Annotated in this window: 13 protein-coding genes; 9 read left to right on the top strand and 4 right to left on the bottom strand. The window is 45.5% G+C overall.

All coding sequences use genetic code 11. From position 1 onward, the window contains the following. Positions 1-159 precede the first annotated feature (159 nt). Together NC994_RS22985 and NC994_RS22980 are read left to right on the top strand one after the other, a co-directional pair. Positions 160-366, top strand: coding sequence for a hypothetical protein (locus NC994_RS22985; protein ID WP_190410464.1), 207 nt, complete (start codon positions 160-162; stop codon positions 364-366). Continuing rightward, entirely contained in the window at positions 366-713 is a 348-nt protein-coding gene (locus NC994_RS22980) for a type II toxin-antitoxin system PemK/MazF family toxin (protein ID WP_190431672.1), read from the top strand. Before NC994_RS22985 ends, NC994_RS22980 begins: the two co-directional genes overlap by 1 nt. A 79-nt stretch (positions 714-792) precedes the next feature. Here the strand turns inward: NC994_RS22980 and crtH are convergent, their stop codons facing one another. Then, positions 793-2,316 carry a carotenoid isomerase gene (gene crtH / locus NC994_RS22975; RefSeq protein WP_190431670.1) on the bottom strand — a complete coding sequence of 508 codons (1,524 nt, stop codon included), beginning with the start codon at positions 2,314-2,316 and terminating at the stop codon, positions 793-795. Between the two features lie 490 nt (positions 2,317-2,806). Between crtH and upp the strand changes: the two genes are divergently transcribed. The 3 genes from upp (at position 2,807) to NC994_RS22960 (ending at position 4,408) form a co-directional block, all read left to right on the top strand. Continuing rightward, positions 2,807-3,457 (top strand): uracil phosphoribosyltransferase, encoded by a 651-nt coding sequence (gene upp / locus NC994_RS22970; RefSeq protein ID WP_190431668.1) that lies wholly within the window; start codon positions 2,807-2,809, stop codon positions 3,455-3,457. Positions 3,458-3,649: 192 nt separating this feature from the next. After that, positions 3,650-4,048, top strand: coding sequence for a hypothetical protein (locus NC994_RS22965; protein ID WP_190431666.1), 399 nt, complete (start codon positions 3,650-3,652; stop codon positions 4,046-4,048). A gap of 78 nt (positions 4,049-4,126) precedes the next feature. After that, positions 4,127-4,408, top strand: coding sequence for a YggT family protein (locus NC994_RS22960; RefSeq protein ID WP_190410467.1), 282 nt, complete (start codon positions 4,127-4,129; stop codon positions 4,406-4,408). A 97-nt stretch (positions 4,409-4,505) separates the two neighbouring features. On the opposite strand, the gene NC994_RS22955 is transcribed toward NC994_RS22960, so the two are convergent. After that, positions 4,506-4,940 carry a hypothetical protein gene (locus tag NC994_RS22955; RefSeq protein WP_190410892.1) on the bottom strand — a complete coding sequence of 145 codons (435 nt, stop codon included), beginning with the start codon at positions 4,938-4,940 and terminating at the stop codon, positions 4,506-4,508. A 206-nt stretch (positions 4,941-5,146) separates the two neighbouring features. Here NC994_RS22955 and NC994_RS22950 point away from each other — a divergent pair, with 206 nt between their 5' ends. Continuing rightward, entirely contained in the window at positions 5,147-5,785 is a 639-nt protein-coding gene (locus tag NC994_RS22950) for a hypothetical protein (RefSeq protein WP_190410468.1), read from the top strand. Here the strand turns inward: NC994_RS22950 and NC994_RS22945 are convergent. Then, entirely contained in the window at positions 5,782-7,506 is a 1,725-nt protein-coding gene (locus NC994_RS22945) for a glycosyltransferase family 39 protein (protein ID WP_190431664.1), read from the bottom strand. The two genes, NC994_RS22950 and NC994_RS22945, sit on opposite strands and share 4 nt — an antisense overlap. 83 nt (positions 7,507-7,589) lie before the next feature. On the opposite strand from NC994_RS22945, the gene NC994_RS22940 reads away from it, so the two are divergent. The 3 genes from NC994_RS22940 (at position 7,590) to NC994_RS22930 (ending at position 11,267) form a co-directional block, all read left to right on the top strand. After that, positions 7,590-8,582, top strand: coding sequence for a glycosyltransferase family 2 protein (locus NC994_RS22940; RefSeq protein WP_190431662.1), 993 nt, complete (start codon positions 7,590-7,592; stop codon positions 8,580-8,582). Positions 8,583-8,740: 158 nt separating this feature from the next. Continuing rightward, complete coding sequence (locus tag NC994_RS22935; RefSeq protein WP_190431660.1) at positions 8,741-10,474, top strand: 6-pyruvoyl-tetrahydropterin synthase-related protein; 1,734 nt, start codon at positions 8,741-8,743, stop codon at positions 10,472-10,474. Between the two features lie 82 nt (positions 10,475-10,556). Continuing rightward, positions 10,557-11,267 (top strand): VTT domain-containing protein, encoded by a 711-nt coding sequence (locus NC994_RS22930; protein WP_190431658.1) that lies wholly within the window; start codon positions 10,557-10,559, stop codon positions 11,265-11,267. 134 nt (positions 11,268-11,401) lie between these two features. On the opposite strand, the gene NC994_RS22925 is transcribed toward NC994_RS22930, so the two are convergent. Beyond that, the gene (locus NC994_RS22925) at positions 11,402-12,970 is read right to left on the bottom strand and encodes an abortive infection protein (protein ID WP_347276575.1); all 1,569 of its coding nucleotides are present in this window, start codon (positions 12,968-12,970) and stop codon (positions 11,402-11,404) included. Positions 12,971-13,454 lie beyond the last annotated feature (484 nt).

The following is a 13,454-nucleotide window of genomic DNA, read 5'->3' as shown; positions in this document are numbered from 1 at the left end:
CTGTGGCAGTCAACAAGATTTTATCTAATAGAGCAGGCAAGTGTTAAGGGCAAATGGCGCTGAATGCGATCGCTCTGTTTCCTCTTTTTCCTGTAGTTCGAGAAAGGCGCGATCGCTATCATAAAACAAGCAACTCAACAGAAACCAGGAGAATAATCCATGAATACCCAATTAGTTGAATCCCTAGTCCAAGTTATTTTATCTCTGCCACCGGATGAGCGATCTCTACTTGAAGAAAAACTATTTAGCAATATACCCTACCCTTCAACCCTTGAATTAGCGCACCTTGTACAAAGCGGAGGAGCTTTTGATTTTCTCCACAATGAACCTGATATTTACACCCTCGAGGATGGAGAAGCAATCTAGTGAGACTTAAAAAAGGAGATATTGTCCTAGTTAATTTTCCCTTTACAGACTTAAGTACAACAAAATTACGTCCTGCGTTAGTGCTGACGGCAAGTTCTGCAATAGATGAAGTGACTCTTTGCTTCATTTCCTCTCAAAATGCCACCAGCTTAAGTCTTGAAGAATTTGCTCTCAATATTTCAGACGCAGAATTTTCCTGCACGGGATTGCTAGTTTCTTCTAAAGTTAGGGTAACTCGAATTGCTACCCTTGAACGTAGATTAATCATCAGACGCTTAGGAGAGTTGGGTATTCTGCAAATGCAACAATTGAACGAAGTGATGATTCGGGCATTTCAAATAATGTAACTTGTGCAATCAGCAGCCAGAAATCCGCTGTTTTCTTTCCTCTGCTCCCTAGGGAGTCGTCTGGGGTTCGATAAAACCCTTACAACCCCAAATCTACCGCCACGCGATGGGCACAAGCAAAACCAGAAAATGCCACCGCATTTAAACCCTGCCCTGGAAACGTACTGTCTCCCACACAATAAAGTCCCGAAATCGCAGTTCGATTGAATGGCATTCCCAATAGTCCTAATAACTTGTTTCTAGGAATTGGGCCATACGTACCATCTGCACGACCTAAAAAGCGCCGATGCGTGCGGGGCGTCCCGACTTCCAGATAATCTAACCCTGCATCTAAACCGGGGAAAATCTTCTCTAGCCGCTCAATGATTCGTCCTGCTGCCTCTTCCTTTTTCTGTTCATATTCGCTAGAAGAAAGTCCCTGCCAATTTTCAATCCAATCAGGGGTAAAGGCGTGCAGAATATGATGACCTTCTGGTGCTAAATCCGGATCGAGTAACGTAGGAATCGACAAAAAGATCGTGCCTTGCGCCGCTTCCATCTTCTGCCAATCTTCTAGCAAAATGTGGTGACAATCAGTACCAAGCGGCAGCACATCTGCCTTAACGCCTAAGTGCAAACTTAAGAAACCCGGCGATTTCTGATAACGATTTTGCCACTTCTTCTCAGCCGCTGGCATTTCTTCCGCTGGCAGTAACTTCTCGAAAGTATCCCAGCGCGTTGCATTGGAAATAATCCGCTTGGCTCCATAGACTTTTCCATTTGCCAACTCGACGCCTACCGCTCGACCTTCTTGGGTAATAATTTTCGTCACCTTGGCTTTGTACTGAATCTGTCCCCCAGCTTTTTCCAGTCCCTCCACCAGTTTTTGGGCGATTTGTCCTACACCCCCTTTAGGATAGTTAATGCCGCCGTAGTGCCGGTCTGAGAACACCATCCCTGCATTAATCATCGGTGTCCGGTCAGCGGGGACAACTGACCAGCAGTAGCACTCCATGTCGATAAACTTCAGTAGCTGCGGGTCTTTGATGTATCGCCTTGCAATATCACCAGCATTTTGAGGCAAATACTTTACCAAGCCGAGACAGGCTAAGGGATGCTGAAAAAATGCCCGTGTCAGATACCGGGGTTCTTCCAACGACAGCAATTCCATCGCATTCAGGCAGTTGAAAACTTTCCAGCATTCGTCGTAGAAGCGTCGAATCCCTTCCCGTTCGTGGGGGAAGTAGGCAGTGAGTTCTTGCAAAAACTTCTCATAATTGCGATGAACTTTTAGATCCAAACCGGCGGGAAGATGGTAGTGAATCTGGACGGAATCGGGGATGGTTTCCAGACTGACATTCACAGCATCTAGAGCGCGGGTGAGCAGATTGGTGGTGCCCTGAGTCCCAAACCCAAAAATCATCGACGCCCCTACGTCAAACCGATATCCCTGCCGCTCAAAGTATCCGGCACTGCCACCTGGAATTAAGTAGCTTTCCAGTACGAGAACTTGAGCGCCTTTCGCTGCCAGTTGGGTGGCTGTCACCAGCCCTCCAATTCCAGAGCCAATCACGATGGCATCAAACGTTTGTGCAGTTGGAGATTTAACGGTAGTTGAAGGCATGAGGCAGCAGTAAGGGAAAATTTTACTCATTTCAATCCCTATTAGGGATTAACACAAAAATGCCCCGCTGCCAACAACTCAACCAATAACTCAAGCCCTTTGGTGTCTAATTTATCTCACCAGACTCATATGAGCGACTGCATGAGCTAAAGGCTGCTTTTATTGGGCTTGTGTCTTGCCTCTTAAAAAAAATGGGGACTAGCTTGCTACTGCTAACCAGCCCCACCTGCCGATCCTTAATGAGAGGAGAACACTGAAAATAAATATAGCCTTGTTGAAAATATATGTCAATACTATTGCAAGTTATTTTCAATAGAAAAAACCAAGTTAGTTGGAATTGTGGGCTTTTCGTTACCCCACAAATGCTTTTGGCGTGGGGTTTGGTGACAAAGAAACCGAACCCAGAATCAATCTGGGTTTCCAGACATCCCAGGAGGTTCTATGATAGGTCAGGTCTTTGAGCTGGCATCTGACTGCCAAAATCGCAATTATGACTCTCCAACTGCGTGTCTATGTTCCTCCCCATCCACTGATTAAACATTGGCTGGCTGTTGCTCGTGATGCTGCGACGCCATCGGTGCTGTTTAAAAGCGCGATGACGGAACTGGGGCGCTGGCTGACTTATGAGGCAACTAGAGAATGGTTGCCGACGATAGAAACAACCGTACAGACGCCCCTGGCTGAATGTCCGGCTACATTTATCAATCCAGAGGTGCCACTGGTTGTGGTGCCGATTTTACGGGCAGGATTGGGGTTATTAGATGGGGCGCAGACGTTGCTGCCTTTGGCGTCGATTTACCATATCGGTTTGGTGCGGGATGAGAAAACCCTGGAAGTTAGCTGTTATCTGAATAAATTGCCGGAACGGCTTGACCCTCAAACGCGGGTTTTAATTTGCGATCCGATGCTGGCGACGGGTGGAACCATGATGAGGGCGATCGCAGAACTGACACAGCGAGGCGTTGACCCAGCTTTAATGCGGATTATTTCGGTTGTAGCAGCGCCACCCGCCCTGCAACAGCTTTCTGTCGCGTATCCGGGCTTGGTTGTCTATACGGCAATGATTGATGAGGGTTTGAACAGCCACGGGTATATTGTACCGGGGCTGGGAGATGCAGGCGATCGCACGTTTGGCACCTGATGCGGTATCCAAAGCGGTATCCAACGCACGATCCAAAAGATGAGCAATCAAAGATGAAATCTGTGTTCAGATTTCTTACTTAGGACGACTGACAACTGAACAGATGACTCCTTAGACTGGTAGGCATCGAGGTCAGCAAAAAGTTAACCTGAAAACAGTTGCAACAAGAAAAAAAACAACGGTAATTTTAAGATGAGTCAGCGCGATAGTTTTGGCAGTGGATTTCTGGCTGGAACGATAGTTGGCGGTCTAGTCGGTGGAATTGTCGGAGCGCTGGTTGCTTCTGGACGCGCGTCCGAAACTAACGACACACCTGACGCCTCTCTGCTCAATCCTGGCTCGTCAGAAGCGAAGTTGAGCAAGGGGAAAAAGCGTCAGCTAAAGGATTCAGAGAGTATTGAATTTGCACGGCGAGGCTTAGAGGATAAAATTGCTCAGTTAAATGCAGCAATTGATGAAGTCCGGACTCAGCTAGGCACTGTAAATGGCAAAAGTACAGAACTAGAGCGGGAGCGATTTTCTTCCTCAGATACAGCACGAATTTCTGAAAGGGGTCGTTCCCTAGGAACATCGCTTAATCAAGATTCCTAAGTTTCAATCCGGTAAATCCGTTAAACTGTCTTCAAGTTTCAAGCGTTCACCAATTTTAACAAGGAACCTTCAACACCGATGAATTCTTCAGCTGAATTACTGATCAATACGATCTCCACCTTTCTGAACATGTATATGTTCATATTGATTGTACGGATTCTTTTAACTTGGTTTCCGACAGTCAATTGGATGAACCAGATAGCTTCTACCTTGAGTCCAATTACAGACCCTTACCTCAACCTTTTTCGCTCGATTATTCCGCCGTTGGGTGGTCTGGATATCTCCCCGATTTTAGCGATTTTTGTGCTGCAAATTCTGGCTGGATTGTTCTCCAGCATTCAATTCACTCCGGGTTTTTAGGGTCAAAGGATTTTAGATTTGGATTTTGGAGTGAATCATATAATCTAAAATCCTTGCAATCAGATGTTAACGGCGGATTTGTTAGCGTGCGGACTTGTTAACGGCGGACTGTACCGTTAAATCCAGCGGCTTTGAATTGCTTGAGCTGCAAGGGTGTCGGTTGATTTGCAGCAACCGAGATCCTGAGTTCAAAATCGCTGACTCCAGGCGGCACTTCTTCGATCGAACCGAGGCGCGTTCGGTTTTGCATTACCGAGTCGCCATTTGCGTCGTAAATGCGACCAAAAATATCGGCGTTGTAGACATATTTATCAGAGTCATTTTGAGCTTTGCCGGTAACAATGTAGCAACTCGCAGCTCTGGAAGCGCCGGTACTCATAACCGCCCCATCTGCTAACTCAGATGGGCAGTCATGGTAGGAAAGTTCAGACAGTTTAATCTGTGTCAATGCCAAAGCCGGAGGAGTAAACAGCAAGTTCACAACTCCGATAAGGCAAGAGATGAAAAAAATAGACACAGCTCGAAATCGCATAAACCGTACCATGACTTCAGGTTTTTTGGGAACTTCACCCCTCAGCTTAGCGCGAATCTAGTCAAACAGGAGCTTCGGGATATCTTGACAATTCTGCGATAATAGGGGATCGCCCTTAATGAGCGCTCTAAGTCTGGGCATTCCCACTCAGAATCACCGAGATAGCTCTGCTGTGTGGCGATCCATTCCAAAGTAAGGAATTGATTGTGACCCGATCTGAGATTGAAGCGGCACTGCAAGCAGCATTTAGTCTATGTGAGGAGGCTGTATATCCTCTCAGCGATATGCAGAAGCAAATTCTGCTGCAAGTTCTTGTCAAGGAACTGCTGGGTGCCCAAGGGGAGAACCCGGCGAGTGGTGATGAAAATGCCGATGGTGCGAATCCATTGGAGGAACTGACAGCAGAACAAGTCAAAGCTTTACTGCAATTTGTCAAGGAACAAGAAAGACAAAATCGCTCTTGGAAGATTACCTTACTCAATGACTGGTTAAATAATCAAGATTCGGGAGCGATGCAATTTTTACGCGATCGCTATGGCTTTGGGTGGCTCTATCGCATTCAGCCGGTTCATCTGGCTGAGTATTATGAGCGGGAGGGCAAGCAAGGGTTAAAGCTGAAAGTAGGCGATCGCATTGAGGTTTCTAATGGTCTGTGGGAGTGGGTGCAAGAAAACGGCCCCTGTAGTCGCGAATGGTTTCCCTGCACGGTGGTTGGGGTTTACGAGACCACAGAGAGCGGGGTCTCTCATACTAACTGCATTATCCGGTTTGAGAATGGCAGCGAGTATGAGATTCAAGGCATTTACGAATGGAATCGTTTTAACTGGCAATGGCCTAAAAATTAGAGATTCCGATTCTTGTAAAGATTGACCGCAAACTCATCCAGAATCGTGGTTCCCGATAGCTGCTGCGTTTGCGCCAACTGGTAACGAGATTGCAAAACTCGCTGGATTTCCTGCTGAATTTGCTGTTTTTCAGCCTCCGTTTTGGGAGCCTTATTCACAGGACGGGCGCTCTCTAACCAGAGAATCCGAGGATATTGCGCTGCTTGTCCGCTTGTCAGAACTTTTTCTAAAGCAGGTGCAAGGTCGGCAGGATGCTGTGCTAATAGCTGAACCGGGGCAGTGGGAGGAAGATAATAAGCCAAACGCAGAATGTGACCCCAAGCGCGGGAGTTCATCACGATTAAAGTTGGCGTTGTAGGTTCCTGTTGAATCAAATCTGCTATCTGATGGAACATCGAGCGGTTTCTCGTGCTGAAGTCCCCGATGCTGATGCCCAGATACAACAGCAGCAAACCTGCTACCGCTACTCCGCGCCAGCGTCCCGCCGCCCGTTCCAGCCATAAAGCAATTAATAGCAAGCATCCAGGCAAAACAAAAATCAGTGCCCTTCCACCGCCAAAGCCAATCGTGTATTTGCCAGCGAGAATATCCACTGCAAATGCAATGCACAGGGGCAAAATTCCCAGTGACAAAGCCATGAATAAGGTACGACGCTTTGCTTGCCGCCAGAGGCTAAAGGTACACCCGGCTAGTAACAAAATTATCAGGCACCCTGCCACAATCGCGAGGGTCGCTTCTGCGGGAGTTTTGACGACATCTCCCACCCAGTCTCCCAGTAACAAGTGACTGCTCAAGGTTTGGGTAACATCTGCGAAATGATTTCCCTTGGAAAACTGATTGCCCACTTCACCCAGACGCCCCTGCTTCCGAGTTCCCCAAACAAACCAAGGCATCCACAGCAATACACCCGCCCCCAAACGCAATCCGTGCTGCCACCACCGCCGCCGGTCAAAGATGAGGACAAAGATGCCTAGGGTCATCACCCAGTAGACAAAAAGATACTGCGTCAGCAGTCCAGCAGCGACTGAAACAATCAGAATCGCACTCCAGAGAATCGATGAGCGGTTGCTGGGATGATGGGATGATGGCGTGGCGTCTGGTTCAATTTCCCACTCGGAGGCTCGGACACTCTCTGTTGCTCCTTTTGTCTCCACCAGATGCAGCATTGCCCAGGTGCTGAGAATCGTCCATAAAATCAGCGGGCCATACATCCGGGCATTTAAAGAGTGGAATAAATAGAAAGGATTTGTACCGAGTAAGGCGGCAAAAATCAGTCCGCCGCGATGTCCCATCACAAAACGTCCTAATCCGTAAGCGCCGCCAATTGCACCTACACTCAGCAATGCGCCCAGACCTCGTAAGGCAGCTTCGCTATTGCCAAATAGCTGTAGCCAGAAGTACAGGCTGAAATAAGAAAGCGGCGGATGGACATCGCCCAAGATACCTTTATAGACATCTTTGATCGTTCCTACGACATCACCGGCTCGTGGGATCAATAAAGCGCTGTAGTCCCGCAGGTTGACGGGTTGCGCTCCCGGAGCTTGATAGTCAACGCCGTGACCGCTGGCGAGGATCAGGGATAAAACTTCGTCGTACCAAAATTCTCGGCTACCTAGATAGATAATTCTTAACAAAACAGCGATCGCGATCGCGCCCAGGAGCAACATCTCCAGCGACAACCAGCGCCGCGATGATTTAGGAACTGTGAAGCTTCGGCTCATAATATTGACAAAATTAGAATTTAGGTTAGAGTGCAGTCAAGTTAGGTGAAACTTGACATATATTAGCTTGTCTTTGTTTTTCTATGTCCTTAGATATTGACCCAGTAGAACTCTCTGTGGTAGTGCCGCTTTACAACGAGGAGGACAATATTGACCACTTGTTTGAGCGACTTCTATCGGTGATGGAAACCGTGAATACAACCTACGAGATTGTTTGCGTCAATGATGGCAGTAAGGACAATACCCTGAAGTGTCTAATTGAGCATCATCATCGTAACCCAGCGATCAAAGTCGTCAACTTGTCCCGCAACTTTGGTAAAGAAGTCGCCCTTAGTGCCGGACTCGACTATGCTGTGGGTGCTGCCGTAGTCCCGATTGATGCCGACTTGCAAGATCCGCCAGAGTTAATTAAGGAACTGGTAGACAAATGGCGCGAAGGCTATGATGTCGTTTATGCAACTAGGCGATCGCGTGATGAAGGTTGGCTGAAAAACTCTACAGCCAAAGCTTTCTATCAGATAATTGGCAAGATGAGTCGCGTCCCCATCCCCCGCAATACCGGGGACTTTCGGTTGCTCGATCGGCGTGTGGTAGAAGCCATCAAGCTACTGCCAGAACGAACCCGGTTTATGAAAGGACTCTTTGCTTGGGTGGGTTTTAAGCAAACCTCTGTTTTATTCGATCGTCCCCTACGCTATAAAGGAACCACAACGTGGAACTATTGGCGTCTGTGGAACTTTGCCCTTGATGGGATTACTTCCTTTAGTTTTCTTCCTTTAAAAGTGTGGAGTTACGTGGGCGTTACGATATCTTTCGTGTCATTTATTTACGCTAGCTTCTTATTCTTTCGCACTCTAATTTTTGGGATCGATCTTCCGGGTTATGCTTCCATCATGGTGGCGGTGTTATTTCTGGGAGGCATCCAGTTAATAACACTGGGGATCATTGGCGAGTATCTTGGTCGGGTCTACGAAGAAGTCAAAGGACGCCCGCTTTATTTGGTGCGTGAAGCTTATGGTTTCAACATCAAGCAACAACAAATGGATGAGAAGGTTCATCGCTCCCTCAAGGAATAGAAAACACTTGAGATAGGTTTTTCGCCCTGAATCGCTCTGTTGAAGTAAAAATTATGGTAGTGGTATAGAAGTAGTGATGAATCCACTTTCACCCCCTACCGCACAAGGCTTTGAGTATTGAATATCACTACCTGTTTACCACTACCAAAATTATTACTATGTCTTCCAATTCATCTGAGTCACAATCAATCCTCTCAAATCGTCCGATTCAATTTTTCCCTTATTTAGCTGAGGTAGGATTAATTGTCCTTTTATTGGTAGCCACTGTAGTTATCAATTTAAGGATGATCCGCGATGGACTGAATGGATATGGAGATCTTCTATGGCACATCACCTGGATTCAACATTTCTCCAAACAAATTTTTGAAGGGATATGGTATCCCCGCTGGCTAGCTGGTACTAACTTTGGTTATGGTAGCCCAACTTTTGTATTTTACCCGCCTCTCGTCTATTACATAGGCTCATTCTTCAAACTAATTGGATTAAATATTGAGCAGACAATGACTGCTCTTTTCTCATCGGGACTGTTTGGAGCAGGTTTGAGTTTTTATATCTATGGTCGAAATAAATGGGGACGAATTCCTGCTTTTATAGGGGGTTTATCTTACATGACTATTCCTGCAATAGCAGACCTGATTAACGGGGGAGGACTTGCTTCGTTGTTTGCAATGGCATTAATCCCCCTAGGAATGTATTTGACTGACCAGGCGCTTGTACGACCAAAATGGAGAGCTGCCCTGGCTATCTTTTGGTCAACAATAGCATTAACTCATGTGCCAAGCTTATTGTTTTGTACAATAGCATGGCTATTTTATACATTATTTTTTCTTCTTAAGCGACCCTGGAAGGCTGTGATAACAACAATTGCCTCTGCTGGCATTGGTTTTGGAATGGTATCTTTCTACTTATTGCCAGCTATTCTAGAACAACGTTTCGTCAACATTGAATACATGAGAGGCATTGATGGGGGAAGATTTCAGGCAAGTATATTTAAATTTTTGGATGGCGGATTATCTAATATTTTTATTCAGGAGTTATTAGCAATGGTTGTTTTGACCATTGTTTCGACGCTCATCTGTTTAAAAGGCTTTCGTAAGAATGCAGCAATTATTAAAGAGACTTGGCTTTGGCTAGCTTTTCTGATTATTTTGGTATTTTTAATGAGTGAATGGTCTTGGCCAATCTGGAAATCCAGTAATATACTACAAATGCTTCAGACTCCTAGGAGACTAGGGGCGCTGTTTTTCTTTGGAGAAGCAACCTTATGTGGTCTAACGTTAAGTCAAAAATTTCAACTGCGTCAACGCTTAAAAATATTCCCATTAATAATTATTACTATAGTTATTATTGCTAATTTCAAATTTGGTTATCAGCTATTTCGTGCCTTACCAGCCCTTCATAATCCGGGTAGAGGGAAGGTTGAAAATCTTGAAAGACTCAAAATAGCACTCTACGAGCCTTACACGAATAAATTAATTGATGTTCCAGAGTACCGTCCGTCCATAAAAAATAGTAACAAACTTCCTTTAGTACCTAGAATTGACCAACCTCCCGTCTCTGTAATGAGTGGCAAAGCTGCAATTCAGCTTAATCAGTGGGACAGCTACAACCGAATGTTCAATGTAACAGCAGAAGACACCTCATCTGTCCGAATAAGAACCTATTACTATCCGGCTTGGCATTTATATATAAACCAAAAGCCTTATCCAATCGATGTATCTGATGATGGAACAATGAAATTCACAGTAGAGCCTGGTTTCTATGCAGTAGCGCTACGTTATCAATGGACTCAATATTTCACACTGGGGATAATCCTTAGCATTTTTAGTTCCGTTGCTTTGGTCTTGTTTTGGATTAAGAGTCCCAAAAATTCAGGATCGGGTCAGCAATGAACAGTAATTTCTTAGCATATACCCTGATTTAGACAATTCTACGAAATAGAAAAAGGTCTTGAGAGGTTAGAAGTATTGCTTTGTGTTGAACGCTAAAAGTGGCATTTTCCTATTAACTATCGTCTGCATTGTAGTAACAGGACTCGCAGTATATTTTTTAGGAGGCATCGATCCAGCTCAACTCCAAACATGGCTGAACAAAGCTGGCATCTGGGCACCAATTATTTATATTGTTTTCTACACCGTGGCGACACTGTTAATCTTGCCTTCAACAGCACTAAATCTCACCAGTGGCGCAATTTTTGGCCCTTGGTTGGGGACGCTTTGGACGAGTATTGCCGCCGTGATTGCGGCTGTAGTGGCTTTTGCCTTTACGCGCACGGTGGGGCGTGAATTTGTCGTTCAAAAGTTGGGTGGACGCTTGCAAGCGATTGATGCGGAGATGATTCAGGGTGGCTTATTCTATATGTTTGCCATCCGCCTACAGCCCGTGATTCCTTACGGCTTAGTTAATTTTGCCGCTGGTTTGACTTCAATTCGCTTTCGGGATTATCTACTAGGAACCATTCTCGGAACCATCCCCGGAGTGTTGCCATTTGTAATGTTAGGAAGTTACGGCTTACGGGCGCTAAAAACGGGTGATTTCTTGCCCTTAATTGGTGCCTTGCTATTAATCGCGATGTTGGTTGGGGGCGCGACTTGGTATCGTCGTCGCCGTAGCGATCCTCGAAAAGCTTTAGAAGAGATAGAACGGAAGCGCCTTCAAAATCCTCTAGATAAAACAGACGAGTAGCGATCGCATTCAGATTAACCTCCTCTTCTCACTCTTCCTCTGCGCCCTCTGCGCCTAAAGCGCTAACGCGCATCCGCGCCGCTACGCGAACGCTAAGGCGGTTTGTAAACAAATCTCTTACTAATCAGAAACCTTCAATTCGTGCGGTGCCCTAAAAGTGCCGTAGGGGCACGAGGCACAATATCTGGATTAAATCCCCCCACTTGGTTCGTCCGAATTACCCACAAAGCGGCTCCATTATTTAACAAAATCGTGGCAATTTCATCATGCGCCCGTCGAGGTAACATGGTTCGCCAAGTTGTTGCTGCCTTCAAGACAGTGGTAAGGGTGCCGTCCGCTGTCCTGGTTCCTGCTAAATTCTCAGCGTTTTCTTGCCAATCGGAACGAATAATCCCTAGGGGTGCTAATTGCTTTTCAAGCGATCGCCCTAATTTCACGAGTTGCTGAAATCGTAAGGTTTGGGTGTCGCTGGGATGACGCCGCAACCACTCTTGAATGCGAGGATTCGACGCCACCTGTTTCTCTACCTGCTTAATTGTCACAAAAAGCGCTTGGTTAGCATCTTGTACGCAAGAAGTTGAGGGTGTCACTACTGAACTACCCGTTCCATCTCCAATCCGGTAGCGTGCCATCATGATATCCAACTGGCGCATAAATTCTTTCATGGGTGACAGTTGGATGCCATCAAAATCATAATCTTGCGTCACAGCATCTAGCTTGACGATCGCATCGGATACAGGTCGATTTCCCACCCAACCCCGCTGTAAATCTCCCATGTAAGTAGACCATTTCATTGTCCCAGCAATAATGCCATCAGGGTTATGGGCGTAAACTTGCCGATACTCGATGTCAAAGCGTAACTCATCCGTGAAGCGATCGCGCACGACTGTCGCAATGCCATAAGCAAAATGTCCCGTAACTACGCCCAGCGGTTCGGGTTCGGGTTTTTTACCCCCAATTCCACCATATGTATGAAGGACAATTGCCTTATCTCCCTCGCGCCATTTCGATACCGCCTCGTTAAATTGTTGACTTTTTGGATCGAGTAAAACTATCTTGGCGGTTCCTTTTTGACCTTCAGTACCTTTCCAAAGTTCTTTTTTCAGATAGGAATTAGCAGATTTCCGATTTATCCGCACTTCATCTGGTTGCAAACGCATCAAGGCGCGGGGTTCAATTGCCTGGGTAACAAAGATTTCCTCAGCATTTTTTGCCCCATAAATGTACCAGCCCACTGGATTGAGGGGAGACTTTTCAATTCCTCGATTTGTTGACCGAGAAATTCCATTGCGGTCAGATGGCACTTGAGGAATCCGAATGGTTTCTAAAGGTCCATCAAATTGTTTTGTTTTTTTATTAAAGTGACGTACAACAAAACGATCCGAAGAAGACGTTGCGCTAACGCTATCTGCTTCCTCTCTTTTAATAATTGTCACTAAAGCATAAATCCGACCCGTGACTTGTACGGGTTCTTGGGCAATCTTCAGCGAGGGGCGTTCTTTTTGGTGATTGGTGACAACTACAGGGTTTTTGAGTTCCACGACGACATCATCTTGAGGTCGCGCCCCAGCCAAGGATTCTAAGGGATCGACATTTTGCCAATTGTTTAATCGGTCAGGATGCAAATTCCCCGTTTTTTTACTATCTTCAGTTGCCTGAATAAATTTGACATCTTGCGTTACAGCCTGGACAAATCTTTGCACTTCTGCGTCCCGGCTCCATTCTAAATTTACAATTTTTCCTACTAGATTCTGATGCGCCGAATCAGCATTATAAACTTCAAAAAGCACCGATTTTCTAAGCTGTCTCTGCTCTTTCGGTAGTAATATTAGGCGTCCTGTCCACACGCTGACGGGTTGATAAACACTCGATGAGATAGGATAATTAACCGGATAAGAATTTGGTTGATTTAATTGATTTTTGAGGTAAATTTCATAATTTGATATATTGTTTTTGTAAGCAGAATTTTTTAATGTATAATAAATAAAAAATCCCGAACCCAAAAGCAAAAAAGTCAGGCTAACGAGAACTCTTAAAAAGACTCGTTTAAATCGTTTAGACTTAATCAAAGATTTAATCAAAATTTAATTTAAAAATATATAAATATTGGCAACTCTAAGCTAGATTTATCAGAAAAAAAGAAGGATGAAGTTTAAAATTCCGGCTGACAGTATGAGTAAAAAACTT

The organism is Trichocoleus sp. AS-A1 (assembly GCF_039962015.1).
GTDB lineage: Bacteria > Cyanobacteriota > Cyanobacteriia > Cyanobacteriales > FACHB-T130 > FACHB-T130.
Note: the sequence above shows the minus strand (reverse complement) of the source record. Positions and strands in the feature narration are given on the sequence as shown.